Source organism: Lentzea sp. HUAS TT2, assembly GCF_051853195.1.
Lineage (GTDB): Bacteria > Actinomycetota > Actinomycetes > Mycobacteriales > Pseudonocardiaceae > Lentzea.
On sequence record NZ_CP196667.1, the window covers coordinates 7,142,779 to 7,168,183 of the forward strand.

Annotated in this window: 23 protein-coding genes; 12 read left to right on the top strand and 11 right to left on the bottom strand. The window is 71.4% G+C overall.

All coding sequences use genetic code 11. From position 1 onward, the window contains the following. Positions 1-160 precede the first annotated feature (160 nt). Both ACSHWB_RS34155 and ACSHWB_RS34160 read left to right on the top strand, forming a co-directional pair. Positions 161-3,475, top strand: a complete 3,315-nt coding sequence (locus ACSHWB_RS34155; RefSeq protein ID WP_439657413.1) for a BTAD domain-containing putative transcriptional regulator — start codon at positions 161-163, stop codon at positions 3,473-3,475. 74 nt (positions 3,476-3,549) lie between these two features. Continuing rightward, a complete protein-coding gene (locus ACSHWB_RS34160; protein WP_439657414.1) occupies positions 3,550-5,364 on the top strand; it encodes a BTAD domain-containing putative transcriptional regulator in 1,815 nt (604 codons plus the stop codon). Here the strand turns inward: ACSHWB_RS34160 and ACSHWB_RS34165 are convergent. Genes ACSHWB_RS34165 through ACSHWB_RS34190 form a run of 6 tightly spaced genes read right to left on the bottom strand, consistent with a single transcriptional unit; the run spans position 5,333 to position 11,436 of the window. Further along, positions 5,333-5,896 (bottom strand): GAF domain-containing protein, encoded by a 564-nt coding sequence (locus ACSHWB_RS34165; protein WP_439657415.1) that lies wholly within the window; start codon positions 5,894-5,896, stop codon positions 5,333-5,335. The genes ACSHWB_RS34160 and ACSHWB_RS34165 overlap by 32 nt on opposite strands. 9 nt (positions 5,897-5,905) lie before the next feature. Then, the gene (locus tag ACSHWB_RS34170; protein WP_439657416.1) at positions 5,906-6,718 is read right to left on the bottom strand and encodes a S8 family peptidase; all 813 of its coding nucleotides are present in this window, start codon (positions 6,716-6,718) and stop codon (positions 5,906-5,908) included. Beyond that, positions 6,715-9,534 carry an AAA family ATPase gene (locus tag ACSHWB_RS34175; RefSeq protein WP_439657417.1) on the bottom strand — a complete coding sequence of 940 codons (2,820 nt, stop codon included), beginning with the start codon at positions 9,532-9,534 and terminating at the stop codon, positions 6,715-6,717. Before ACSHWB_RS34175 ends, ACSHWB_RS34170 begins: the two co-directional genes overlap by 4 nt. 9 nt (positions 9,535-9,543) lie before the next feature. Then, a complete protein-coding gene (locus ACSHWB_RS34180; protein ID WP_382441806.1) occupies positions 9,544-9,747 on the bottom strand; it encodes an aroma-sacti cluster domain-containing protein in 204 nt (67 codons plus the stop codon). After that, positions 9,731-10,396 carry an iron-containing redox enzyme family protein gene (locus ACSHWB_RS34185; protein ID WP_439657418.1) on the bottom strand — a complete coding sequence of 222 codons (666 nt, stop codon included), beginning with the start codon at positions 10,394-10,396 and terminating at the stop codon, positions 9,731-9,733. Before ACSHWB_RS34185 ends, ACSHWB_RS34180 begins: the two co-directional genes overlap by 17 nt. Then, positions 10,393-11,436 (bottom strand): radical SAM protein, encoded by a 1,044-nt coding sequence (locus ACSHWB_RS34190; RefSeq protein ID WP_439657419.1) that lies wholly within the window; start codon positions 11,434-11,436, stop codon positions 10,393-10,395. Before ACSHWB_RS34190 ends, ACSHWB_RS34185 begins: the two co-directional genes overlap by 4 nt. Before the next feature lie 258 nt (positions 11,437-11,694). On the opposite strand from ACSHWB_RS34190, the gene ACSHWB_RS34195 reads away from it, so the two are divergent. The 4 genes from ACSHWB_RS34195 (at position 11,695) to ACSHWB_RS34210 (ending at position 16,844) form a co-directional block, all read left to right on the top strand. Further along, positions 11,695-11,859, top strand: coding sequence for a hypothetical protein (locus ACSHWB_RS34195; protein ID WP_439657420.1), 165 nt, complete (start codon positions 11,695-11,697; stop codon positions 11,857-11,859). Positions 11,860-11,940: 81 nt separating this feature from the next. Continuing rightward, on the top strand, positions 11,941-14,652 hold the full coding sequence (gene lanKC / locus ACSHWB_RS34200) for a class III lanthionine synthetase LanKC (RefSeq protein ID WP_439657421.1): 2,712 nt from the start codon (positions 11,941-11,943) through the stop codon (positions 14,650-14,652). Further along, on the top strand, positions 14,649-15,857 hold the full coding sequence (locus ACSHWB_RS34205) for an MFS transporter (RefSeq protein WP_439657422.1): 1,209 nt from the start codon (positions 14,649-14,651) through the stop codon (positions 15,855-15,857). The genes lanKC and ACSHWB_RS34205 overlap by 4 nt, the downstream gene beginning before the upstream one ends. Before the next feature lie 18 nt (positions 15,858-15,875). After that, positions 15,876-16,844: an MsnO8 family LLM class oxidoreductase gene (locus ACSHWB_RS34210; protein WP_439657423.1), complete on the top strand. Its 969-nt coding sequence runs from the start codon at positions 15,876-15,878 to the stop codon at positions 16,842-16,844. Here the strand turns inward: ACSHWB_RS34210 and ACSHWB_RS34215 are convergent. After that, on the bottom strand, positions 16,834-17,331 hold the full coding sequence (locus tag ACSHWB_RS34215; protein WP_439657424.1) for a hypothetical protein: 498 nt from the start codon (positions 17,329-17,331) through the stop codon (positions 16,834-16,836). The two genes, ACSHWB_RS34210 and ACSHWB_RS34215, sit on opposite strands and share 11 nt — an antisense overlap. Before the next feature lie 77 nt (positions 17,332-17,408). Here ACSHWB_RS34215 and ACSHWB_RS34220 point away from each other — a divergent pair, with 77 nt between their 5' ends. Next, positions 17,409-17,840 carry a MarR family winged helix-turn-helix transcriptional regulator gene (locus ACSHWB_RS34220; RefSeq protein WP_439657425.1) on the top strand — a complete coding sequence of 144 codons (432 nt, stop codon included), beginning with the start codon at positions 17,409-17,411 and terminating at the stop codon, positions 17,838-17,840. Here ACSHWB_RS34220 and ACSHWB_RS34225 read toward each other — a convergent pair. Both ACSHWB_RS34225 and ACSHWB_RS34230 read right to left on the bottom strand, forming a co-directional pair. Next, a complete protein-coding gene (locus ACSHWB_RS34225) occupies positions 17,821-18,738 on the bottom strand; it encodes a hypothetical protein (RefSeq protein ID WP_439657426.1) in 918 nt (305 codons plus the stop codon). The genes ACSHWB_RS34220 and ACSHWB_RS34225 overlap by 20 nt on opposite strands. Then, positions 18,735-19,229, bottom strand: a complete 495-nt coding sequence (locus ACSHWB_RS34230) for a SigE family RNA polymerase sigma factor (protein ID WP_439657427.1) — start codon at positions 19,227-19,229, stop codon at positions 18,735-18,737. The genes ACSHWB_RS34225 and ACSHWB_RS34230 overlap by 4 nt, the downstream gene beginning before the upstream one ends. Positions 19,230-19,382: 153 nt before the next feature. Here ACSHWB_RS34230 and ACSHWB_RS34235 point away from each other — a divergent pair, with 153 nt between their 5' ends. The 5 genes from ACSHWB_RS34235 (at position 19,383) to ACSHWB_RS34255 (ending at position 23,905) form a co-directional block, all read left to right on the top strand. After that, a complete protein-coding gene (locus ACSHWB_RS34235) occupies positions 19,383-20,291 on the top strand; it encodes a DMT family transporter (RefSeq protein WP_439657428.1) in 909 nt (302 codons plus the stop codon). Beyond that, positions 20,288-20,926 carry a serine O-acetyltransferase EpsC gene (epsC, locus tag ACSHWB_RS34240; RefSeq protein ID WP_439657429.1) on the top strand — a complete coding sequence of 213 codons (639 nt, stop codon included), beginning with the start codon at positions 20,288-20,290 and terminating at the stop codon, positions 20,924-20,926. Before ACSHWB_RS34235 ends, epsC begins: the two co-directional genes overlap by 4 nt. Positions 20,927-20,948: 22 nt before the next feature. After that, positions 20,949-21,947: a cysteine synthase A gene (cysK, locus tag ACSHWB_RS34245; protein WP_439657430.1), complete on the top strand. Its 999-nt coding sequence runs from the start codon at positions 20,949-20,951 to the stop codon at positions 21,945-21,947. 6 nt (positions 21,948-21,953) lie between these two features. Continuing rightward, positions 21,954-22,445 carry a cupin domain-containing protein gene (locus ACSHWB_RS34250; protein ID WP_093601519.1) on the top strand — a complete coding sequence of 164 codons (492 nt, stop codon included), beginning with the start codon at positions 21,954-21,956 and terminating at the stop codon, positions 22,443-22,445. Between the two features lie 272 nt (positions 22,446-22,717). Beyond that, positions 22,718-23,905 carry a serine/threonine-protein kinase gene (locus ACSHWB_RS34255; RefSeq protein WP_439657431.1) on the top strand — a complete coding sequence of 396 codons (1,188 nt, stop codon included), beginning with the start codon at positions 22,718-22,720 and terminating at the stop codon, positions 23,903-23,905. Between the two features lie 10 nt (positions 23,906-23,915). Here ACSHWB_RS34255 and ACSHWB_RS34260 read toward each other — a convergent pair whose 3' ends face one another. Beyond that, a complete protein-coding gene (locus ACSHWB_RS34260; RefSeq protein ID WP_439657432.1) occupies positions 23,916-24,545 on the bottom strand; it encodes a PKD domain-containing protein in 630 nt (209 codons plus the stop codon). A gap of 2 nt (positions 24,546-24,547) precedes the next feature. After that, entirely contained in the window at positions 24,548-25,345 is a 798-nt protein-coding gene (locus ACSHWB_RS34265) for a hypothetical protein (RefSeq protein WP_439657433.1), read from the bottom strand. Positions 25,346-25,405 lie beyond the last annotated feature (60 nt).

Consider the following 25,405-nt stretch of genomic DNA (forward strand, 5'->3'; position numbering starts at 1 on the left):
GGTGGCGGATCAAGTCCACTGTGGACTCAGGCGACTTCCGCGGGAGGGTCGCAACACGGCGAATTGAGACGGAGATCGGTGCGGCACTAGGGAATTCGGCCAGCGGGATCCTCTTTCTGGCCCAGTCCCGGCGCTCGTTCACATGACTATCGTTGTGATCATGTGGTGGACGGTGCTCGGTGTGGTCGGGGCGTACCGGGACGGCCGCGGCGTCGACCTCGGCGGCCCGAAGCAGCGGCGAGTGCTGGCCGCGCTGCTCGTCGAGCCGGGATCCGCCGTCGCGGTGCACCGGCTGGTCGACGCCGTGTGGGGTGTTTCGTCACCCGCCACGGCCGTGGGCACGCTCCGCGCGTACGTGGCGAACCTGCGCAGGGCGCTGGAGCCGGACCGGGCACCGCGGGCGACGGAGAGCGTGCTGGCCAGCTCCCCGGAGGGATACCGGCTGCTGGTCGACGCGGGCCAGTTCGACGCGACGCGGTTCCGGGCACTGGTCGCCTCCGCGGCGGCCGCGCGGGCGCAGGGCAGGCCGGTGGACGCGCTGCGGGACCTCGACGAGGCGCTGAGGTTGTGGCAGGGCCCCGCGTTCGGCGAGTTCGCGGGGGAGGAGTTCGCGGCGACGGCGGCGGCCGAGCTGGAGGAGCTGCGGCTCGCGGCCCAGGAGGACCACGCCGAGGCCGAGCTGGCGGTGGGGCTGCCGGCCAAGGCCGCGGTCGGGCTGCGGTTGCTGGTGGCCGCGCAACCCTTGCGGGAGCGCAGGTGGGAGATGCTCGCCCTCGCGCTGTACCGCAGCGGACGGCAGGCGGACGCGCTGACGGCGTTGCGGGACGCGCGGCGCTCGCTGGTCTCGGAGCTCGGCATCGAACCCATGGCGGCGCTGCGGCACCTGGAGCAGGCGATCCTCAACCAGGACACCGCTCTCGACCTGATCAGCTCGCCGGTGCGGGTGGTCGCGCAGGAGGAGCTGCCGGGTCGCGGGGACGTGCTGCGGTCGTTGCGGCAGGCGTTCAGGGCGGCGGAGATCGGGCAGGGGCAACTGTTCCTCGTCACCGGTGAGCCCGGCATCGGCAAGACCCGCGTGGCCGAGGCAGCGGCCGCCATGGGGCAGGGCCTCGGTTTCGGGGTGGTGCTCGGCCGATGTCCGGACAGCGAGGGCGCGCCGCCGTTCTGGCCGTGGGTCTCGGTGCTGCGGGCGTTGCTGGACGACGACAAGGGGTTGCGGGCGCACGCGGACCGGGTCGGGCTGGGCGTGCTGCTCGACTCCGGATCCGCCGCGCTGCCACGGGAGAACCGGCTGCACGCCGCGATCGCCGAGGTCGTCGCGGAGGCCGTGCGGCGCCGCCCGTTGCTGCTGATCCTCGACGACCTGCACTGGGCCGACCCCGACTCCGTCGTGGTGCTGCGGGTGCTCACGACGATGCTGCCCGAGCTGCCGTTGCTGCTGCTCGCGACCAGCAGGGACGGCGCCGACCTGGACGGGCCGGTCGCCGGGCTGGTGGCGCAGCTGACCGGGCGCTGGGCGACCAGGTGGCCGTTGCGGCGCCTGACGGAGGCCGAGGTCGACGAGGTGCTCACCGGCTGGCCGGAGTCGCGCCAGCCGGACGCGGCCAGGGTCGTCTACCAGCGTTCCGGCGGAAACCCCTTCCACGTCGTGGAACTGGCTCGGCTGCTGCCGAAGGTGGCGCCGGGGTCGCTGGCCGAGGTGCTGCCGCACGGCACGCGCGACCTCATCCAGCACCGCCTGCGCAGCGTGCCGGGTGAGGCCGCGACGGTGCTGGTCGCCGCGGCGATGATCGGCGAGGAGTTCCGCGCCGACGTGCTGGCGGAGGTCACCGGCATGTCCGCCGGACCGTTGCTCGACGCCCTGGACGCGGCGTTGAAGTGGGACCTGGTGGCCGAGGGCGGCACACCGGGCCACTACCGGTTCAGCCACGCGCTGGTGCGCGACACCTTGCGCTACTCGGTGTCGCAGCTGCGGTCGGCGCACTGGCACGCCACCATCGCGAGAGTGCTTTCCCAACGGACGCAAGGCGATGACGCGCTCGACGCCGCAGCGTTCCACTGGCTGGAGGCGGCGTCCGCCGGGCACGCGGAGGAGGCCGTCGAGTCGGGCCGGGCGGCCGCCGAACGAGCGGAACGCATGCACGCCTACCAGCGCGCGGCGACGTTGCTGACCGCTGTCGTCGACGTCGTCGACCGCCACGCGGCACCCCGCTCGGCGGAGGAGACCCGCAGGTTGTTCGACGTGCTGGTGCGGCTGGGGCGCTCGAGCTGCCGGGCGGGACTGCAGGAACAGGCGTCCGCCGTGCTGCGCCGGGCGATCGGTGTCGCCGGGCGGCTGGGTGATCCCGAGGCCCTCGCGACGGCGGCCACCACGCACAGCATCGAGTCGTTCTGGTCGATGCGGGACTACCGGATCGTCGAGCACCCCGTGCTGGACGCGCTGCGCACGGCGGTGCGCCAGTTGCCCCAGGAGGATTCGCCGTTGCGCTGCCTCTCGCTCGCGGCGATGGCGACGGAGCAGTACTTCGAGGCCGGTCCGGACGCGCACGTGGAGGAACAGCCCTCGGCGATCGCGGTCGCGATGGCCCGCAGACTCGGCGATCCCACGCTGCTGATGCGCGCCTTGCACCTGAGACACCAGGCGATCCGGCACGCGGACACGCTCGACGAACGCAAGCTGATCCTCGAGGAACAGGTCGCGCTCGCCGCACGGCCGGAGATCAGCGCGGACTGGGTGCCGCGGGTGAAGCTGCGCAGGGCCCTGACCTCGTTGGAGGGCGGCGACATGCGGGCAGCGCAGGCCGACATCGACGCGTGCATGGCGGCGAACCAGCGGATGCAGCTGCCCGAGGTCGAGGTGCACCTGCGCTGGTGGACGGCGATGCGCGCCGGCCTGTCCGGAGACACGCAGGCCGCGGTGCGGTTGTCGAAGGAGGTCTTCGAGCTCCACCAGCAGACCGTGTGGGGGTCGGAACCGGCGCTCGCCGCCCAGCTCATGTCGTGGCTGATCGACGAGGGCCGTTACGAGGAGGCGGAACGGATCCTGGGCAGCGGCACCGCACCGGGCAGCCCGGTGTCCGCGGAGCACCTCGGCCTGCTGCGGGCGTTGCAGGGCGACTTCGCCGGCGCACGACTGAGTTGCCCGCCCGCCGGAGAGCTGCCGGAACCGCCGAAGGACTGGCTGTGGCTGATCCAGATGGTGCTGCGGGCGTACACCTGGGCGCTGTGCGGTGACGCCGAATCGTGCCGGTACGCGCTGGACGAACTGCTGCGGTTCTCCGGGCGCAGCGTCACCACGGGGTCGGCGATCGTGTGCTGGGGCTCGATCGACCACTTCCTGGCCGAGGTCGCCCTCACCGCCGGGCAGCGCGACCTGGCCGTCGAGCTGATGCGGAAAGCCGTGGTGCACAACGCCGAGATGGACTGCGTGACCTGGCGGATGCGTTCGGAGGCCAGGCTCGCCGAGCTGGTCTGAGACCACCCCAATCCGAGTCCAACGTCTTCCCAATCCCGTCCCGTGATCCTCTACCGGGAAGAAGGGACAGAGACGTGATTCGTTCACCGGGTTCCATCGAGTGCCGCACCTTCGACGAGTTCACCGTCAGCGCCGACGGCATCCCGGTCGACATCGGAGGGCCCAAGCAGCGGCTGCTGCTGGCCCACCTGCTGTGCCGGGCGAACTGCGTGGTCTCCGTCAAGGAACTCCTCGACGCGCTGTGGACGGGGTCGCCGCCCCGCACCGCCGTGAAGAACCTGCAGGTGTACGTCTCCAAGCTGCGCCGGATCTTCGGCGATCGGCTGTGCCACACCGGGAACGGCTACCGGCTCGCGCTCGGGCCCGGCGAGTGCGACCTGCTGCGGTTCGAGCACCTCGCCCGGCAGGGCAGGCAACTGCTGCGCGGCGCGGACACCGAGGCCGCCGCCGACCTGCTGGGTCAGGCGATCGCCTTGTGGCAGCGGCCGCTGGCGGAGTTCGGGGACGAGCCGAGCCTCGCGGCCGAGCTCGGGCGAAGACAGGAGCTCTTCCTGGTCGTGCTGGAGGACTGGGCGGAGCTGGCGGTGACGGCGGGCGACCACCAGGCCGCGCTCGACCGGCTGGGGGACCACGTCCGGCCGCACGTGCTGCGCGAACGCCTTGGTGCGGCCTGGATCCGGGCGCTCGCCGCCGCCGGGCGCGTGCAGGAGGCGTTGTCGCACTACGACCACGTGCGGCGGACGCTGGCCGACGAGCTCGGCGTGGATCCCAGCCCGGATCTCGCGATGGTGCACCGGCAGTTGCTCGACGGCGCCACCGCGCCCGTCCATCGGCAGGGCGCGCACACCCCCGGCAACCAGCTTCCCCGTGACGTGCCGGACTTCGTCGGACGACGGGCGGAGTCCGGCCAGGTGCTCGCGCACCTCACCAGTCCGCACGGGCTCGACGTGGTGCTGGTGTCCGGCCCGGTCGGCAGCGGCAAGACCGCGTTCGCCGTGCACGTGGCGCACCTGCTGCGGGAGAACTTCCCGGACGGTCAGGTGCTGGTCGACCTCGCCGCGGCCGACGGTACCGCTAAACCGGCGGAGCTCGTGCTCGCCGAACTGCTCGACCTGTCCGGCCAGGACGCCGGTCCGCAGCCGCTGGGCCGCTGGCGGCGCTGGGTCGCCCGGCGCCGGCTGCTGATCGTGCTGGACAACGCCGCGCACGAGGACGTCGTCCGCGCGGTGCTGCCCGGTTGCGGCGCGAGCGGCGTGATCGTGGCGAGCCGGGCCTGGCTGAGCGGCCTCGAATCCGTGCTGAGGGTCCCGCTCGGGCCGCTGGGCGACGGCGAGAGCAGGGAGCTGCTCGGCAGGGTCATCGGGTCCAGCCGGGTGCTCGCGGACCGGGAGGCCGTGAAGCGGATCCTCGACGCCTGCGAGGGATCGCCGCTCGCACTCCGGATCGCCGCCGCCAAACTGGCCGGCCTGCGGCACCTCACCCTGGCGGAGTTCGCCGACCGGCTCGCGCAGCCGGAGCGCGTGCTCGACGAGCTGGCGGTGGGCGGGCTGGCCCTGCGCGACCGCCTCACCCGCTGGTACCAGGGGCTTTCCGGCGAGCAACGGGCCGCGTGCCACCGGATCGCCGAGCTGCCACCGCCGCCGTTCGACCACGGCCGGCTGACCGCGGCGATCGCCGGACTGTCCACATCGGAGGACCTGGTGCTGGAGTCGTTGCTGGAGGCGGGGGTGCTCACGGCGCCGGACGCCGAGGTGGTCGCCTGCCAGGCCAGCTACGACATGCCCGCGGCCACCTACTGGCTGCTGCGGGAGAAGGCGGAGCGGGAAGCGGCCGTGGTGCCGTTCCCGCGTCCGAGCGTCATCCACGCCGATGCCGCAGGAAGTCCCTGAAGACGTCCACCAGCTCGTCGTTGTCCAGGTGCGTCAGCGGGTCGTCCTGCGACCCGCAGTGCGCACATCCCTTCGCCACCCGCAGCGCGGTCGCGGCCTGGTTCGCGAACAGGGCCAGCAGGTCGAGGTCACCGAGGTCCGACCTGCTCTGCTCCGCCGGGTCCAGCACCTGCAGCACGCCCAGCACCTCGCCGCCGACCAGCAGCGGTGCCGCCATGATCGCGTTCGGCACGTACCGGGTCGACTCGGCGATGTCGCGGGCGAACGTGCGGTTGTCCACCAGGTCGTCGACGATCATCGCCTGGCCCGAGCTGACGACCCAGCCCGCGATGCCGCGGTTCGCCGGGATCCTGGTGCCCACCAGGAACTCCTGCCCCTCACCGGCGACGGCCTCGAAGACCAGTTCGCCGGCGTCGTCGTCGAGCAGGAACACCGAGCTCGCGGCCGCGCCGAAGATCGCCCTGGCGACCTCCACGATCGACTGCAGCAGAGCGCGGGTGCCGCCCGGCGCCGGTGAGACGTCGAGTGTCACGGCCAGACCTCATTTCTCCGTGCGGACGTTCGCCGCTGCCAGGTACAGCACTGTCTTGAGCTGGAAGATCGTCAGCTGGGGGTGTTTGGCGAGGATCAGCGCCGCCAGCCCGGCGATCCGCGGTGTCGCGAAGCTGTTGCCGGTGGTCCTCGCCGTGCCGCCGCCCGGCCACGCCACCACCACGTCCCGGCCCATGGCGAAGAACTCCACCGGTGGCGCCGGGTTGTACAGGTACAGGTCGGGATCGGACTCCTGGTGGCTGCCGACCGACAGCACCGAGCAGAACCGCCACGGGAAGCTCACCACCGGCGTGTTGTGCGCCGACGCGACGATCGCGGCCCGCCGGAAGTAGGCCTCGTCCGCCAGCTCGTGCAGGTCCTGCGCGAACTTGGTGCGGGTCGTCGACAGGCTCATGTTGATCACGTCGAAGCCCTGCTCCACCGCCCAGCGCAGGCCGGTGAGCAGGAAGTCGCCGCTGCCGGAGAACCGTTCGCCGAGCACCCGCACGCTGTGCAGCTCGCAGTCCGGTGCGATCTGCCTGATGATCCCGGCGCACGCCGTGCCGTGCCCGCAGGTGTCGCGGTGCTCGGCGGGCTGGACGACAGGGCCGTTCTCACCCGCCACCACCTCGTGCGAACTGGTGACGGGGCCGACCAGCGGGTGCTCGCCGTCGACACCGCTGTCGACCACGCACACCCGGATCCCGGCCCCGGTCGACCCGCCCCAGGCCCACTCGGGGCTCACCCGGTCCAGGGCGATCGCGTCGACCCCGATGTCCTCTGGACCCTGGTTGCGCAGGCCCCAGCTCAGTGTCCGCGTCACCGCACCGCCTCTCTGAAACGGGCAGCGGCTCGCATGCCCACGACGTGTCCCTTGGCGCGGAACAACTCCGCTGCTCGTTCGGCCGCGGCCTGATCCCCGCTGACGGTGGCCAGGTCCAGGTACGCGGTCGCCTGCGTGATGGGCGACTCGGTGGTCACCGCGAGTTCGACGGCCTGCCGGGCGAGGTCGGCGTCGTCGCCGGCGAGGGCGAGGATGCCCAGCTGGTCGGCGGCCTCGGGCGCGGCCAGTCCCTCGATCGGGGAGAACTCCGCGGGCTTTCCCTGGCGCAGCAGCACTCTGGCGAGATCACGCGACGCCGTGGCGATCAGGCCGGGGTCGCCGACCTGCCGGCACAGCCTCAGCGTCTCGCGCAGCAGGCGTTCGGCTGAGGGAAGCCGGCCCGCCAGCGCCTCCACCCCGGCGCTGAACAACGGTCCGAAGATCGCGGCCTCCGCGTACCCCAGCTCCGCGGCGAACCGGTCCGCCGCGGCGAGCCGGCCCCGTGCCCCGTCGTCGAGGCCCTGCAGGGCAAGGAGGTTCGCGAGCGGGTAGCTGAGGGTGAGGGCGACGACGTCGTGGTCGTGTTCGGCCAGCAACGCGCGGCAGCGGCGGACCGCCTCGGGTGCGGCGACCGGGCCGTGCCACAACGAGATGCCGATCGCGCCGAGCGCCATGGCGTGTTCGGGCGCGGCCTGGGCCGCGGCGGCGTGCTGGAGTGCCTCGGTGAGCATCTGCTCGGCGGCCGCGTGGGCGCCGAGGATCTGCTGCTCCTGGGCGAGCCGGATGAGGCAGCGGGCCCCGCCGAGGCGGTCGGAGGCCGCCTCGAACACCGGCAGCACCTGCCGTGCGATCTCGGCTCGCGACCCCGGCCGCGAGTCCACTGTGGCCAGTTGGAGCCGGGCGTGGGCGGTGGCCACCTCGTCACCGATCTCGGTGATGTCCCTCAGCAGCGCGGCGCCGTCGTCGGTGCGGCCGGTCGCGAGCCACGTCTCGGCGACGATCTGCGCGGCCGCCGTCCACCACGGGTCGTCCTTGGTGGAGTGCGCCAGCGCCCGGCTGCCCAGGTTCTCGGCCCAGCTCAGGTCGGCACGGGCGAGCGCCGTCCGTGCGGCACTGGTGAGGGCCTTGGCCGCCTGGCCGCGCAGCTCGCCGGTGTGGGCGTCGCGCATGCCGAGCCCGTGCCGGTGCAGGTAGGCCTGCTCCAGGTGGTGGCCGGTGACGGCGGCGGCGCGGTCCTGCCCGGCGAGCTGTTCGTGCCAGTCCGCCCGGCGGCGCTTGCTGATCCCGTTGTACGTCACGTCGCGCAGCAGTCCGCTGTGGAACCGGTAGTCCTGCTCCAGCACGGGTTCGACCAGGCCGCGCCGCATCAGCTCCGGCACGGTGACCGACGCGTCCGACTCCGCCAGAGTGGAGGCCTCACCGGCGCCGAACTGCCGGCCGACCACCGCGGCGGCGTCCAGCAGCACCCGGTCCGGTGCCTCCAGCGCGTCGATGCGCGCGGCCAGCACGGCGGTCACGGTCACCGGCAGCGTGTCCGGGTCGGCGCCGTCGTCGAGCATCGCCACCAGCTGTTCGAGGTAGAGCGGGTTGCCCTCGGCGCGGTCGATCACCTTCTCCAGCAACGACGCCCCGTGCGCCTGCACCGGGACCAGCTCCGCCGCGAGCAGGGCCGACTCCTCCGGCGACAGGGGAGTGACGTGCAGCGTCACGTCCGCGTCGGTCAGGCCGCGACCGGCGCAGATCAGCATCACCCTGGAGGTGCGCACGGCGGCGGCGAGGCGGGCGACGCCGTCGAGCAGCATCCGTTCCGCCCACTGCAGGTCGTCGATGATCAGCACGACCGGCCGTTCGGCCGCGAGGTCGGCGAGCACGGCGGCGACCGCGGTGTAGGTGCTGTCCGCCGAGTGGCCGGGAGCGCCGTCGAGCAGCAGACCGGACTGCAGCACCCGGTGCGCCGGCCGGGGGTCCTCGCCTCGCCCGGCCGCGTCCACGATCCGGCGGAGGGCCTGCGCGAGCGGCGTGAGGCTGGCCCGGTCGCGGTACGGGTGGCAGCGGCCGGCACCCACCAGCACCTCGGAAGGCAGGCCGGACAACCACTCCTGGATCAGCCGGGTCTTGCCGATCCCGGCCTCACCGCTGATCGTGATCCACTGACCGCGCCCGGCCAGCACCTCGGCCCAGCGGTCGGCGAGCAACGCGAGCTCCCGAGCCCTGCCGACGAACGGCACGTCCGACGGCAGGGTGCGGGCGCTGTCGGCGCGGATGGCGTGCACCCGGTACGCCGTCACCGGATCGCGTTTCCCCTTCAACGCCAGCGCGCCAACCTCCTCGACGTCGGCGGCGCTGCCCAGCAGGGCACGGGTGACCGGGCCGATCAGCACCTGGCCTGGACCGGCGTTCTGCTCCAGCCGCGCGGCGACGTTGACCACCTCGCCGGCGACGAGGTTCTCGTTGGCCCCCACCGCGGACGTGGCGACGACCTCGCCCGTGTTGACGCCGATCCGCACGGCCAGCCGGCAGCCGAAGCTCTCCTCCAGGTCGGCGTTGAGCTCGGCCAGCCCGGTGATGATGTCCAGTGCGGCGGCCGTGCCGCGCCGGGCGTCGTCCTCGTGCACCACCGGGACGCCGAAGACGGCCATCACCGCGTCGCCGATGAACTTCTCCACGGTGCCGCCGTGAGCCTCGATCCGTTCGCGGGCGGTGTCGAAGTACCGCAGGACGATCGAGCGCAGCAGCTCCGGTTCCAGCACACCGGACAGTTCGGTCGACCCCACGAGGTCGCAGAACAGGACGGTCACGAGTTTTCGCTGTTCCACGGCATTCCCCTAGAAGAGCGCCGCGCCGGCGACGACGGAGTGGGCCTGCACCTCGGGCTCGACCTCGTCGAGCCGGCGCTTGATGTCGAGGATCAGTTCCAGTTCCTGCCCGGACAGCTCGCCGAACACGGCGCGCTGCTCGTCGGTGCACGAGTCGACGGGAAAACCCGCTGCCGCCAACGCGTCGAGGTTGGTGTCAAACTCGGAGCTCACTGCGGGCCTCCCGGGTCAGGTGGTCGAACAGGTCGATCAACGCGGCCGCGGTGTGCAACGCACTCGCGCGGACCGCACTGCGCTGGGCCGCGGTGAGCTCCAGGTCCGCGAGCAGGGCGAAGATCTCGCCGCTGTGGTGCGGATCGGCGTCGGCGTGGTGGTCGAGCGTGTGGAACGCCTCTGGCGGCAGGCCGGTTCGTGCGGCGAGCAGCCCGGCGAGACCGGGGGAGGGGGAGTTGCCCTCCAGCACGGCCATGTACCCGAGCAGGGCGACCGGGTGGCCGTGGTTGACCCAGTAGTACTGCGGCCCGACGAGCCGGACGACCTGGACAGACGGCGGGCGGAGCCGTTCGGCTGCCGGGTCGAGGCCCGCGACCACCATGTCGTCGAGCAGCCAGTCGTCGTGGCCGAGCTCTTCCTCGACGTGCGCGGGGAAGTAGGCGCGCAGACGCGTGCTGACCGGGTCGGGTCCCTCGCACCGGCTGGCCGCCAGTTCCATCAACGGGACGGACGCGCGGATCACCGCGTACATCTCGGAGAGGTAGCGGTTGTAGCGCTCCCGCAGTCCGTCCGGCTGCCACACCGATGCGGCGCTGTGACGCAGGGCGGGCGTGACGAGGTCCAGGACCGACTGGAGTTCGGTGCTCATGAGTCACCGCCGACGAGGTGCGCGTACCGGCTGATGCCATGCCTGCGCAGCAACGCTTCCGGGCCGCCGGAGCGGCGGATGGCGGCTGCCTGGAGGAGTTCGCCGACCGGGCCGGAGCCGGTGCGTTCGGCCCAGTCGAGGGCACCGGGGACGTCGGCGAGGTGGTGGCAGGTGCCGCAGTAGCCGGTGCGGGCGGGGGAGTTCGCGCGGTTCGTGATGTGCACCGGCCCGACCGTGCGGATCATGCGCAGCACCGGCGCCTGTGCCTGTTCGTGCACTTCCGGCCAGGAGGTCGTGGTGATGTCGCCCAGCACCAGGTGGTCGGGACGCGCGCGGGCGTCCACGACGTCCTGGTTGCAGCAGGCGAGGATCGCACCGTCGACGGCGATCACCGGCCACGCGGCGGTCGCGCAGGGTGCCGCTCCGTCGCCCTCGACCGGGGTCGCACTGGCCCACGAGGCGGCCCGGCCGATCGGCTGGACACCGCTGACCAGCATGGGCACGTCCGCTCCGAACTCCGCGTGCACCTGTGCCGTCACCTCGGCGAGGTACGGATCGTCCGCGCCGGCCCCGGTGACGTGCAGGCTGGTCGCGATGCCGTCGCGCAACAGCAGGCGCAGCACGCCGAACACGTCCTCGCGGGCGACTTCACGTTCGTGGAACACGTCGATGCTCAAAGACAGGTGGTCCACCGCCTGTGCGGCCCGCCGGATCGGGCCCGGCATCTCACCGCCTCGCGCGAAGAAGGCGCCCGTGAGCACCGCCGTCCTGGTGCCGGACGCCCGCGCGGCCCGTGCCGTCGCCTCGACCAGGGCCGGGCGCAGCAACGGTTCCCCGCCCGTGAGCATCAGCAGGTCCGGCCTGCGTTGAGGAGTGCAGGTCCCGACGAACCGCAGCAAAGCGTCCGCGTCCAGGTGCCGTCCGCGCAGCCCAGCGGAGAACGAGCAGTGTGCGCAGTGCAACGGGCACCGTTCGGTCAACGTCACCAGGACACCCGCGCAGACGTCCTGGCGCAGCGTCATGATCTCGGCCAGCCGCATCCGCCCACCTCCTCGTCCGGTTACGAGTGTGCGCAGGCCGCCAACCGCCCGGTTTGCGTTCGGTATAAACGCAGGCCGAAGTGGTCGCGCGGACCACTGTGGACGGTGTAGAGGAGCGGCCGAGGGCCTCTTCCCGTTTTCCCGCAACGGTTTAACCGTTCGCATACCGAGCGTGTGGCGGGCGTTCCTAGCGTTCACCCCGTCGCCACCGCCGAGCGGCAGGCGTCACCGAAACCCCTTTCACACCAGGGAGACACCATGTCTGACGAGACCACGAACCCGCAGCCCGAGGAGAACGAGAGCGACGAGGTCGAGGCCCACAGCGCGGACGTGCTGGGCCTGCAGTCCCTGGAGGCCGACTCGCAGCTGGGCTACACCAGCCCCGCCTTCAGCTGCAGCTCCTGCGGTGGCGCCAGCTGCTGACGTACGGCTTCGTGCGTGGCCCGGGCGCGTCCTGGGCCACGCAGCATCCCCGAGGACCCACCACTCGAACGGAGGAGAGCGATGCAGGTCGGCTGGGAGACGGTGGTGTCCTACATGATGCACCACCCGCGGTGGTTCGAGGACTTCACCCAGCGCGCGCCGGCCGCGGAGCACTTCCGCGAGTACCGCGCCGTCATGCCCGGTGACTGGCAGCTGCGCCGGCGCGGGCACTGGATCATCGCGGAGCCGCCGGACGTGCCGATGCCGGGCCAGGGCTGGAAACTGCACGTCTCCGCGACCTCGCGCAACTCGGCCGAGGTGCTGCGGGCGGCGTTGCCGGTGCTGCTGGACGCGGGCGTCAGGTTCAAGTTCCTGATGGACCCGGCCGCGGTGCAGGAGGCGAACGGCAAGTCGTTCCCCCGCGGCTCCAGCGGGAAGTTCATCACGGTCTACCCGGTCGACGACGCCGAGTTCCACGCGGTCGGCCAGGCGCTGACCGACGCTCTCACGGGCTTCGACGGCCCGTACCTGCTGTCCGACCGCAGGTTCCCCGGATCCAGGGTCGTGTACTACCGCTACGGCGGGTTCCGCAGCTTCTTCCGGTTGCGGGTGAGCGGCATCCAGGAACTGATGATCAACGCTCCGGACGGCACGCGGGTACCGGACATCCGCAATCCTTATTGGACGGTGCCGGAGTGGGCGACGGACCCGTTCCCGCAGCCCGCCGCCAAGCCGGGCGGCGAGAAGAAGACCGCGCTGGCCGGCGGCCGGTTCGTCGTGGAGACCGCGCTGCTGCAGAGCAACCGCGGCGGCGTGTACAAGGGCTACGACACCGAGACGGGTGCCGACGTCGTGCTGCGCGAGGCACGTCCCGGCGTCGAGGTCGGCCCGGCCGGTGTCGACGCCGTGAAGCTGCTGCGCCACGAGTACGACCTGCTCACCGAGCTCGCGGACACCGGCCTGTTCGTCCGCCCGATCTCGTACTTCACCCAGTGGGAGCACGCGTACCTCGCCGAGGAGTTCCTGCCCGGCACGCCGATCGGCCGGCTGAGCATCACCGAGAACCCGGTCTACGGCCTCGACCCGACGCCCGGCAGGCTCACCGACTACTACTCGCGGTTCCGCGATCTGTGGGTGCAGATCGCGGACGCGATCGCGGCCTGCCACGAGCGCGGCATCGTGCTCGGCGACCTGTCACCGACGAACATCATCGTGATGCCCGGCGACCGGATCCGGATCATCGACCTGGAGTCGGCGTTCCACGAGGGACGCGACTCCGGCGCCGGGCTGAGCACGCCGGGCATGGTCACGCGCAGGAGCCTGACCAGCCGCATCGGGGACCGCAGGACCGACTACTACGCGCTGGGCGGCGTGATCCTGTCCTGCGTGCTGATGTGCCAGCAGGCCGACGTCATGGAGCAGGACGTGCCGCGGCGGCTGTTCGCGGAGGCGGCGGCCGACCTCGACCTGCCCGCCGAGCTGGTGTCGCTGATCAGCGATCTGTACGACGAGAACGCCGAACTGCCCGACGCCGCGGTGGTGCGCCGGCGCATCGAGGACCTGCCGTTCGGCACCGCATGGCGGCAGCCGCCCCCGCTGGCCGTGCCGGTGGTGCCGGAGAAGGCCGCGAGCACCCGGCTGCACAAGCGGATCGACGAGACCCTCGAAGGCGTCGCGGACTACCTGCTGACCACGGCGACCCCGCAGCGCGAGGACCGGCTGTTCCCGGCGGACCTGCTGGTCTTCGAGACCAACCCGCTCTCGTTGGCGCACGGCGCCTACGGCTCGCTGTACGCGTTGCACACGATCCGCGGCAGCGTCCCCGACCATCTGCTCGGCTGGGCGCTGCAACGCCCGACCGCGCACCCGTCGATCCCGCCGGGGCTGTACTACGGCACGGCCGGGGTCGCCTGGGCGCAGTCCGCGATGGGTTACCGCGATCTCGCCGTCGCCACGATGCGCGGCAGCGCGGGCCACCCGTTGCTGCTCACCGAACCGGGTGTGCTGATCGGCGCGGCCGGGCACGGCATGGCGCTGCTGAGGTTGTGGCGCGATACCGGTCTTGGGGAGTTCCTGGACCGCGCGGTGAGCATCGGCGCGCACCTCGCCGAGACCGCCGTGCGCGATGGCGACCGCGCGCACTGGCCGGGACCGGAGGGCGACATCCCGATCGGCTACGGCTACGGCGCTTCCGGCGTGGCGATGTTCCTGCTCGCGCTGCACGCGGCCACCGGAGACGAGGCCGTGCTGGCGCTGGGGGAGGCCGCGCTGGAGTTCGACCTGTCGCACGGCGAGTACACGCCCAGCGGCCTGTTCACGTTCCCGCCGGTCGTGTCCACAGAGGACACTCCGACGACGGTCCTGCGCAGCTACTGGGACGAGGGCACCGCCGGAATCCTCACCACGGCGTTGCGCTACCAGCAGGTGACCGGCCGCTGGCGGGACCGCGTCGAGCAGCTGCTGCCGGACGTGCGACGCAAGTACGTCGTCTTCCCGCAGCTCTTCCACGGCGTCGCGGGCATGGGCAACACGCTGCTCGACGCCTACGAGTTCCTCGGCGACCCCGAGCTGCTCGGCGACGCGGAACGCGCGGCCGTCGCGGTGTTGTGCAGCGCCACCGAACGCCCTGAAGGCGTGGTCTTCCCCGGCGAGCAGACCCTGCGGGAGAGCGGTGACCTCGCCTCGGGCTCGGCCGGTGTGGCGATCTTCCTCGACCGGTTCCGCCGTACGGCACCCGGCGCCAGGACCAACCTGAACTTCGTGCTCGACGACCTGCTGGCGGATCCGCGATGACCGCGGTCGAGGACCCGGCCGTCGGGACACCGTTGCGGCGCAACCGGGAGTTCCGGTTGCTGTGGGTCGGGCAGGCGCTGTCGGACTTCGGCTCGGCGATGGCGGGACTGGCGTTGCCGCTGGTCCTGCTGGCCGCCGGGTACGGTCCGGCGGAGGCGGGCCTGATCGGCACGGTGATCCTGGTGGTCGGCCTGGTCGTCCGGGTGCCGTCCGGGTATCTCGCGGACCGCTACGACTCGCGGGCGCTGATGCTGCTGAGCGATCTCGCGAGGCTCGCGGTGGTCGTCGTCGCGACCGCGTGGCTGCTGGCGGGCCGGTTGCCGTTGTGGGTCGCGCTGATCGTGGTGGTCGTGTCCGCCGTGGCGGTGGAGGCGTTCCGGCCGGCGCAGAACAAGGTGGTGCGCAGGGTCGTTCCCGCGGACCAGCTCGGCCACGCGGTGTCGCTGAACCAGGCACGGATGTACGGGGCGAGCATCGCGGCGCCCGCCGTCGCCGGGGTGCTGATCGCCGTGTCGCCGTGGATCCCCTTCGCCGCCAACGCACTCACGTTCGCGGTGTCCGCCTGGTGCGTGTTCCTGCTGGCGCGGTCACCGGCCCCGGCAAGCGCTCCGGTCAGGGAGAAGTTCTGGCCCGAGGTGATGGCGGGCTGGCGATACGTTGTCAGGGACCGGTTCCTGCGCATGTCGTCCGTCTACTTCGCACTGCTGAACCTGGTCTTCTCCGCGCTCAGCTACGCCGTGATCCTCGGCGCGGCCGGGCAGCCGGGTGGCGCGGCGGCCGTCGGTGTCGCGATGAGCACGGCCGCGCTCGCCGGTCTGGCCGGATCGCTCGTCGTGCCGTACGCCGCCCGCAGGTTGTCGTTGCGCGCCGTGCTGATGGTGGGCCCGGTGCTCGCCACGGCGTTGCTCGTCGTCGCCTGGTCGGGCGGCGGCACCATCCCGTTCGCCGCGGCGTTCTCCGCCCTGTGCCTGCTCACCCCGCTGATCGGGGCGGTGCTCGCCACGATCATGGCGAAGGCCGTGCCGGAGGAGATCTACGGCAGGGTGACGGCGGCCAGCGGGTTCGCCGCCCAGATCCTGCAGCCACTCGGCCCGCTGGCGGCCGGCGTCGTGCTCGCCCACCTCAGCTTCGCTGCCACCGCGGGACTCTTCGCCGTCTGCCTCGGTGCGCTCGCCCTGCTCACCCTTCTCGTGCCGACTCACTAACCATCAGGGAGACCACACATGGAACTGTCGGTGCTCGACCTGGCCGTGGTCGGCCCCGGCCGCACGCCGGAACAGTCGCTGCGGGACGTCGTCGAGGTCGCCAGGACCGCGGAACAGCACGGCTACCACCGCTTCTGGGTGGCCGAGCACCACGCGGCGCCGGCGACGGCGGGCAGTTCCCCCGCGGTCCTGCTGGCCTACATCGCCGCCGCGACCACCTCGTTGCGCATCGGTTCCGGCGGGGTCATGCTGCCCAACCACGCGCCGCTGGTCGTCGCCGAGCAGTTCGCCGTCCTGCAGGCCCTGCACCACGGTCGCGTCGACCTGGGCGTCGGCCGTTCGTCGGGCGGCAACACCGCGAGCACCGTGCTGGACCGCGCACTGCACCGGCAGCCGCGTGCCACCGCCGACTTCCCGGCCCTGATCGACGAGCTCGCCGGCTTCCTGCACCACCAGTGGCCAGCCGGCCACGACTTCGAGTCGCTGGAGATGTCGCCGCACGTCAGCGACCCGCCCGAGCTGTACGTGCTGGGCGCCAGCGAGAACGGCGCCCGCATCGCCGCCGAACGCGGCCTGCCCTTCGTCTACGGCCACCACCTCGGCGCCACCAAGGCCCGCCCGGCCGCGGTCGACCGCTACCGCGCGGAGTTCCAGGGCGAACGCCCGTACGTCATCGCCTCGGTCAACGTCGTCTGCACGGAGACCGATGAGCTGGCGGAAGAAGAAGCGATGGCCGTTGCCCTGCACGAGGTCCAGCGCCGCGAGGGCGACGTCATCGAGACCCGCCTGCGCTACCTCGCCGGGCAGGCGCTCGACGACGCCCAGGTGATCCGCGGCGGCCCGGAGACCGTGCTGCAGGGCGTGCACGACCTCGCGGACCGCCTCGGCGCGGACGAGATGATGCTGGTTCCCTTCGAGCACACCGGGATCGGCCGCAGCCGCACCCTGCGTTCGGTGGCACGGGCGCGGATGGCCGTCACGCAGTGACCAGCGAGTCCGACCGGAACACCTGCCGGACGACCCCGATCCACCAGATGAGCGTCAGCGCCACGACGGTGGGGTTCTTCAGGAACAGCAGGACGGCCAGGTAGGTCTGCCTGGCGGACTGGGGGAGCAGCGCCGACACCACGTGTTCGGCCAGCACCTCGAACACGGCGAACGCCACGCCGAGGAAGACGGCCTGCCACACCAGGCTGCGCCAGTGCCGGCGCGCGAACTCGCGCCCGGCACTCCAGCGCAGCGTCAGGCCTGCCACGGCGATCCTCCACACCAGCACCACCAGGAGGAGGCGGGCGGCGAGCACGACGACCTCGGAGGCCGTCGCGAGGACGGGGTCGATCTCCTCGGTCCAGTTCACGGTGACCAGCCGCTGGACCGACGCGACCAGCGACAGTCCCACCACCAGAGCGAGGTGGCGGGTGTAGCAGCGCCAGGTCCATCTCGGCACCTCGAGTGCCAGCTTCAGCTCGCTCATGGTTCCCCCTCGATACTTCAGTTGACTGAACAATTTAGTTCAGTGTACTGAAATGTCGACTGAGATAAAGTGGCGGCGTGGAAGGTCGAGACGCCGGACGTGAACTGAGCACCGCTGTGGTGGCGTTCCACGAGGCAGTGGGGGCGAGACTCGGGGTGACGGCCGTCGACCAGCGCGCGCTGGCCGTGATCATGGGCGCGGGTTCGGTGTCCGCGGGGGAGCTGGCCAGGGAGATCGGCCTGACCCCCGGCGCGGTCACGGGGGTCGTCGACCGCCTCGCGCGCGCCGGGCTGGCCCGCCGCGAGCCGGACGAGCAGGACCGCCGCCGGCTGGTGATCACGGCGGTCCCCGGCGCGTTCGGCGACACCTTCGCGGGCCTGGCCAAGGCGATGGCCGAGCTGACCGATCGCTACACGCCCGCCGAGCAGGCGGTGATCGCCGACTGGGTGGCGAGCACGATCGGCGTGCTGCGCGAGCAGACGCGGATCCTCACCGAGGACGAGGAGTGAGCGCCACCTCCCACTCGCCCGTGACCCTCTCGGGGATGACGGTGATCTTGACTGTCTGCCCCTTCACGGCGTTGACCCCGTAGTCCTTCCAGTCCATGGGGGCGATCAGCATGCCGTCCGTCGCGTAGGTCCAGTGCGAGAAGTCGAGGACCTGGACGCCGTTGACGAGCACCCGCATCCTGCCGGGAGTGTTCATCCGCGCCCGCATGTCGGTGCTGCCGGGCCATTCGATGGTGAAGTCCTTCTGCCGCAACGGGTCTGCCTGGTCGGACCGCAGCTTGACCGTCTGAGGGAAATCCGGGGGGAACGTCTCCAGCGTCTGCGGGCGCGGCGGGAAAGGGTACTCGCTCACCGGCACCGGCTCACCGATCCCGACGGCGAACGCGCCCCTCGGCGAGGTTCCGCGCGCGTTCAAGGTGATGACGGACGGCTTCCCCGCCTCGATCTCGAAACCGCTCCAGCCCTGCATCTTCGTCCAGCCCCCGCAGCCGTTGTCCTCCGTCAGCAGGTGGCCGTTGATGAACACGGAGACGGTCACGCTGACGTCCGGCGCCGTCTCGCACCTGGTGAACACCACGAAGTCCAGCGACTTCGGCACGAACTGAGTGGTGACGCTGGTCGACGGAAGGTCGCCCCACGCCTGGGCGATGATCCGCGTGCCGTCCACGTACTCCGGCAGGCTGCGCGGCGGCACGGCGGGTTCGGGCTGCTCGACGCGGGGGAGCACCGCGTAGACGATGCCGACGAGCGCGAGCACGACACCCGCGACGGCGAGGACGGCCCGGCGGCGTTTCGCGGCGGACACCCTCGCCCGCACACCGGCCATGCGTGCCTCGTGCGAGGAGTCGGGGAGCTCGGCGCGGTCGCGCAGCACCTCGGTGAGGTCGCTCAGGTTCATCGCCACACACCTTCGAACGTGATCGTGTCGTCGAGCCGCAGCTTCGCGAGCGCCTTGCTCGCCTGGCTCTTGACCGTGCCGACGGAGCAGCCGAGCAGCCCGGCCACCTGCGCCTCGGTGAGGTCCTCGTAGAACCGCAGCACCAGCACGGCGCGCTGCCTGCGGGGCAACCGGCCCAGCGCCTGCCAGAGCCACTCGCGCTCGTCCACCACGTCCTGTGGCGACTCGCCCGGTCGTTCCGGCAGCTCCCCTGACGGTTCCTCGCTTCTCCACTTGCGCCGCCACCAGGTCGCGTGGGACGTCACGATGATCCGGCGCACGTACGGCTCCGGATCGCCGTCCACGCGATGCCACGCGCGCCACGCCTTGGCGAGCGCCGTCTGCAGCAGGTCCTCCGCGTGCCCCATGTCCCGCGTCAGCAGAAAAGCCATTCGCAGCAGCCGTGGCGACGTGACCGCCACGAACTCCTCGAACCCCTCAGGTGAACGCACCACTTCACGGCCTTTCAACTCTGTCCGTCACCGCTACTACCAGTCGGGCGGCGCGAATGGTTGCCCGTGCGAGCGTCTCGCTCTAGTACGCCCCGAGCACACCCTGCTGAAGTATCCAAACGACTACTGACAGATGACCCGAATCGAGAAGCAATGGACAAGGCATCCGTCGCGCGCTTCCTGCTGCTGGCGCTGCTGTGGGGAAGCAGCTTCACCTTCATCAAGGTGTCCCTCGAAGGCCTGACACCGGGACAACTCGTACTCAGCAGACTCATCCTGGGCGCGGCCGTGCTCCTCTCGATCGCGGCCATCCGCAAGGTCGCGCTGCCGAGGTCCGTCCAGGTGTGGGGCCACATCGCGGCCGCCGGCCTGTTCGGCAACGTGATCCCGTTCCTCCTGCTGTCCTACGGCGAGAAGACCACCGGGGCCGGCATCGCGGGCGTGCTCATCGGCGCCACACCGCTGCTGACGCTGGCACTGGCGACAGCCGCGTTGCCAACGGAACGCGCTACTTCACGCAAGGCCGTCGGACTGGCGCTCGGCTTCATCGGCGTGGTGCTGCTGATCGGGCCGTGGCACGAGTCGCTCGGCTCGCTCAGCGGGCGGCTGGCCTGCTTCGGCGCTGCCGTCAGCTACGCGATCGGCTTCGTGTACGTGCGCAAGTACCTCTCGCCGCTCGGCCTCGCGCCGTTGTCGCTGGCCGCGTCGCAGCTCGTGGCGGCCGCCGTGCTGCAGGCGCTCGTGACGCCGTTCCTCGCCTGGCGCACGCCCGACTTCACCGCGCCGGTGACGTTGAGCATCGTGCTGCTCGGACTGCTCAGCACCGGGTTGGCGTACGTGCTGTACTTCCGCCTCATCGGTGACGTCGGCGCCACCACGGCGTCCGCGGTCAACTACGTGGTGCCGGTGTTCGCGGTGCTCGTCAGCGTGCTGTTCCTCGGTGAACACGTGACGTGGAACCTCCTGGCCGGTGGCCTGGTGGTGCTCGTCGGCGTGGCCTACGCGGAGAACAGGGTCGGGCAGCTGCGCAAGGAGAAGGAGACCGCGGGAGCGGTCCGGTGAACGCCAGGGCGCTGCTCCACGTGATCACCGCCGACCTGGACATGGTCCTCGACCGCGACCCGTCGATCGCGTCTCGAAGCGAGGCGTTGCTGCACCCGACGGTCATCGCGATCTGGGGACACCGAGTCTCGCACTGGTTGCACCTGCGGGGTCACCGGCGCAGCGCCCGGTTCGTCATGGTCATCGCGAGGCTGCTGACCGGCGGCATCGAGATCCATCCCGGCGCGAAGATCGGCCGCGGGTTCTTCATCGACCACGGCGCCGGCGTCGTGATCGGCGAGACGGTGATCATCGGCGACGACGTGACGATCTTCCACCAGGTGACGCTCGGCGCAGTCGGCTGGTGGCACGACAACCAGCGGCCCGAGGGCTCCCGGCGGCACCCGAAGCTCGGCGACCGGGTCGTCGTCGGTGCCAACGCGACGATCCTCGGACCGGTCACCATCGGCCACGACTCGGTGGTGGGTGCCCAGGCGCTCGTCATCAGGGACGTGCCTGCGGACTCGCGGGTGCTGGCGCCGTTCTCCGTGCCGGCGCTCAAGTCCACCCGCGGCGTCGTGAAGGCGGCCAGGGCCCGGCACCCCATCCCCGCACCGCGGCACAAGGGTGCTCAGGCCGTGTTCCCCACCTGGTGACAACTAACCGATCGGAGTGCGCGTGAACACCCGAGTCAGTCAGCCCCTCACCAAACGACCGCCCGCCCAGTCGCTCGTGGACCTGATCGGCGGCACACCCACCGTCCGGCTCGACCTCGGCGTGACGACCGCGCACCTCCACGCCAAGCTGGAGATGGCCAACCCCCTGTCCAGCGTCAAGGACCGCGCCGCGCTCTACATGATCAACGGCGCGGAGGAACGCGGCGACCTCACCAGGGGCTCGGGCACCATCGTCGAGGCGACGTCGGGCAACACGGGCATCTCCATGGCCGCCATCGCCGCCGCGCGCGGCTACAAGTGCGTGATCGTGCTGCCCGACAGCGCGACCAGCGAACGCATCCAGCTGCTGCGCGCGTTCGGCGCGGAGATCGTGCTGACGCCCTACCAGGAGGGGTACGTCGCCGCGATCGCCAAGGCCGAGGAGATCTACCGCGAACGGCCGGGCTCGTGGTTCGCCTGCCAGCACGAGAACCCCGACAACGTGGCGGCGCACTACGCCACCACCGGCCCGGAGATCTGGAACGACACCGACGGCGAGGTGGACGTCTTCGTCTGCGGCGTCGGCACCGGCGGCACGCTCAGCGGCACCGCGAAGTACCTGAAGGAACGCAACCCGGCCGTCCGCGTGGTCGCGGTCGAGCCGGAGGGATCACCCGTGCTCAGCCAGGGATGGGGCGGCCTGCACCGCATCCCCGGCCTCAACGGCGGTTTCGTCGCGCCGACCACCGACGTCGACCTGATCGACGAGGTCCTCACGGTGTCCAACGACGACGCCTACAACACGGCACGCGAGCTGGCCAGGACGGCGGGGCTGCTGGTCGGCGTCTCCTCCGGCGCGGCCGCGCACGCCTGCCGGGTGCTGGCCGCACGACCGGAATACGCGGGCAAGAACCTGGTCACCGTCTTCCCGGACACGGGCGAGCGGTACCTCTCGTGGTTCAACCAGGAAGACACGTCGACTCACAGCGGCGAGACGCACGCAGCCATCAACGAGGAGTGAACAGACATGACGCAAGTGTCCAACATCCTGCTTCCCGGCGAAGGCGAGTCGGTGCAGATCGGTACCACCACGCACACCACCTTCAAGGCCAGGGGCAGCGAGACGGACGGCAGGCTCGGTCTGTACGAGCACCGCATGGCCGCGGGAGCACCCGGCGCCTCGCCGCACGTCCACAACGAACAGCTGGAGGCGTTCTACGTCCTCAGCGGCATGGTCGAGCTGCACCTCGACGGCAAGTCGTTCGCCGCGCCGCCGGGCACCTACGTCAACGTCCCGATGGGCGTCTCGCACGGGTTCCACAACCCGTACCAGGACCAGGCCACGATGCTCATCATCTTCACCCCCGCGCTCAACCGCGAGGAGTACTTCCGTGGCCTCGCCGAGATGTACGCGGACGGCAACAAGCCCACCGAGGACGAGCTGCTCACGCTGATGGCGAAGTACGACCAGTTCGAGGTGGCGATCGACGGCACCGTTCCTGGCTGGGGCCGGCACTGAGGTGAAGGCGGGCGCCCGGACAGGGCGCCCGTCACTTCGTCCGTTCAACGCTTCCTCACGCCGGTCTTCGCCGTGTGAGCCATTTCGTCGACCGCCTCGGTGAACGCCTTCCACCTGCGCTGATCGCGCGGTGGATGCGACCGCCGCGTCTCAACTGGTGGTTTGACGGTTGACAGTCCGGCCAGGGGTGGAATATTCCAACCCTGGCAGAGTGTCCGGCGCGGCCGGGTGGGCGGGGCCACCTGACCGCGCCGCCGGCTACGAGGTGGCGAATGACAGAGGAGTTACCGGAGATCCCCGGCTTCCGGTACGCCCGACCGCTAGGCAAGAACGTTCATCTGTACCGCGGCGCCGACGGCGAGGTCGCGGTCAAGCTGCTCGTGGACCCGCCGAGGGCCGCCGAGATCAGGACGGTGGCCGGGCTGGGGCATCCCGGCATCGTGAGCGTGCACCGCGCCGGACGGACCAGGGCGGGGTTGCCCTACCTGGTGATGAGGTACTTCCCGGACGGCGACCTGGCCGCGGCAGCACCGTTGCCGTTCGCGCGGGTGCTGGAGATCGGGATCGGTGTCGCGGACGCACTGCAGGCCGCGCACCAGGCCGGTGTCGTGCACCGGGATGTCAAGCCCGCCAACGTTCTGCGCGACGCGCAGGGGCAGGTGTACCTGACCGACTTCGGCACCACCGGCGGCGACCGGCTGTTGTGGACGGCGCCTGAGGTGATCAGCAGTGGGGCGCACTCCGTTCGTGCGGACGTGTTCTCGCTCGGCGCGACGTTGTGGCATCTGCTGGTCGGCCACTCGCCGTTCGTGGTGCCGCGTGGCGACAACACCCGCACGGCGATCGAGCAACGGGTGTTGCTCGGCGCCTCGCGGCCGTCGGGGCGGGCGCCCCAGTCGCTGGAAACCCTGCTGCGCCAGGCGATGTCCGCCGATCCCGGCGCGCGTCCGGCGTCGGCGGGGGAGTTCGCCCGGCTGCTGCGGAGGATCCACGAGGAGACGGCTCCCACCGCGGCGCTGGCGGCCCTCGTCGTTCCGGCGGGTGAGGAAGGTCCGTCGGTACGTGGCAGGTCTCGCTGGCCGTTGTACGTCGGGGTGGCCGGAGCGGTGGCCGTGGTCGGTGTCACGAGCGCGCTTCTCTTGCGGGGCAACAGTTCTCAGCAGATGACGGCCGGCGCGCAGCCGGAGAACACGGCGGAGCGCGGGCCCACCGGCAACGCGGCGGTCACCGCGACCCGTGTGAACCCGCAGACACTCCGCTTCTCGTGGACCTACCCGTCACCGCAGCCCGGCGACACGTTCGCCTGGCGCACCAACGACGAGCTGAAGACCGGGACCGTCACCGTGCCGTCGGTCGAGCTGCCCGCGTCGGGCACGTTGTGCGTCGAGGTGCGGGTCGTGCGCGCCGACGGCAGCAACGCGAGCGCCCGCGACTGGTCGCCGGAGGGCTGCGGCTTCTGACGAGCAGGAACTACTGGACCGTTGTCTCCGCGACGCGCTCGTTGTCGGCGGCGTTGTTGTCCTCGTGCCCGTCGATGCGCACGCGCGCCTTGAGCGTTGCCTTGCCGAGTGCCGCGTCGTCCGCCGTGTAGGTGTACGTGAACGGCAGGGTCACCGTGCCGTCCTTCGCCACCTGGCCGCGAGCCGTGCCGACGACCGTGTGGTAGCCGTCGGACCTGCGACGAAGCAGGTCGACGACGATGTCCTCGGCGTAACGGGTGGTGGTGACGGACACGTCGACCTGCCCGGTCTCGCCGACCTTCGCGGTCGCGGGCGCGGCGACGTTCGACACCGTCACGTCGTGCGTCTCGACCTTCAGCTTCTGGGTGGTGGAGCCAGAACGACCGTCTGCGGTGTACCCGGTGATCGTGACCTCGTACTCGCCGTCGGCGGCGTACCGGTGTGAGACGTCCGCCGTGCCGTGCACCGCCGGGATCGGGGCGGACGCGCCGTCGCCGAAGCGGACCTCGCCACCCGCGAGCCAGCGGCCGGCCGGGTCACCGGGGTCGATGCTGAACCGCACCTCGTCGAACACGCCGGGGCGCTGCGGGCTCACCCACCACGCGGTGGGCTTGATCTGCGGCGCCTCGGCCAGCAGCAACGTCAGCGGTGACGCGCCGTAGACGCCGTCCGAGACCCGGACGTAGTAGGTCTCACCAGGAACAGCGGCGAAGATCGCCGGGTCGTGGGCGGTCTGCCGGCAGCCACCTCGGTCAGCGCGGCACCGCGGAACACGGCCACGCCGGCGGTGCTGAGGTTCTGGGTGACCTTCGCCGAGACGAACAGGGCGCTGCCCGCGGTGTAGCGGTACCACAGCGAACGGGTGGAGGACCGGTCGCACGTCGGCCTCGCCTCGCCTGCCTCGAGGGTGGCGGGGCCGGTGTCGGCCGCGACCTCGGTGTCCAGGCGCAGGTCCGCGGCCGACGCGAGGTCGTCGTTGGTGGCCCTGGGCACGAGCTCGAGACCGAACGTGACGGGCCCGGCGAACCGCGTGTCCTGCACCAGGAAGTGGTAGGTGGTGCCCGCCGTGACCGCGAACGTGTTGGAGCCGCCGCCGTGCGGGTACTGGCAGGCGCCCGGCGTCCACGTCAGCGCGCCGCGTTCGCCGGTGTAGGCGGAGATGGCCGGCTTCTGGTCGTTCGCCCGGTCCGTGGTCATCCTGACGAAACCGTCGGTGGGAGCGGTGTAACGGAACCAGACGCTGCTGGTGCTCCAGGAGCAGGTGAACGGGTCGTCGTCCGCCGCCGTGCCGTCGCTGGTGTCCACAGTGGACGAATAGGGCAGGGAGGTGATCGCGGTGGCACCGGCGAAGTCGTCGTTGGACGGTGGCACCGCCTGGGCGGCACCCGGTGCCAGTACCGCGGTCAGCACGACCGCGGCACCGAGGATCAAAGCACGCAAATGAGAACCCCAGTTTTCCGCAGGCCGCTGCAGCGCGGCCTCTCGTGCCTAGAAGACGCA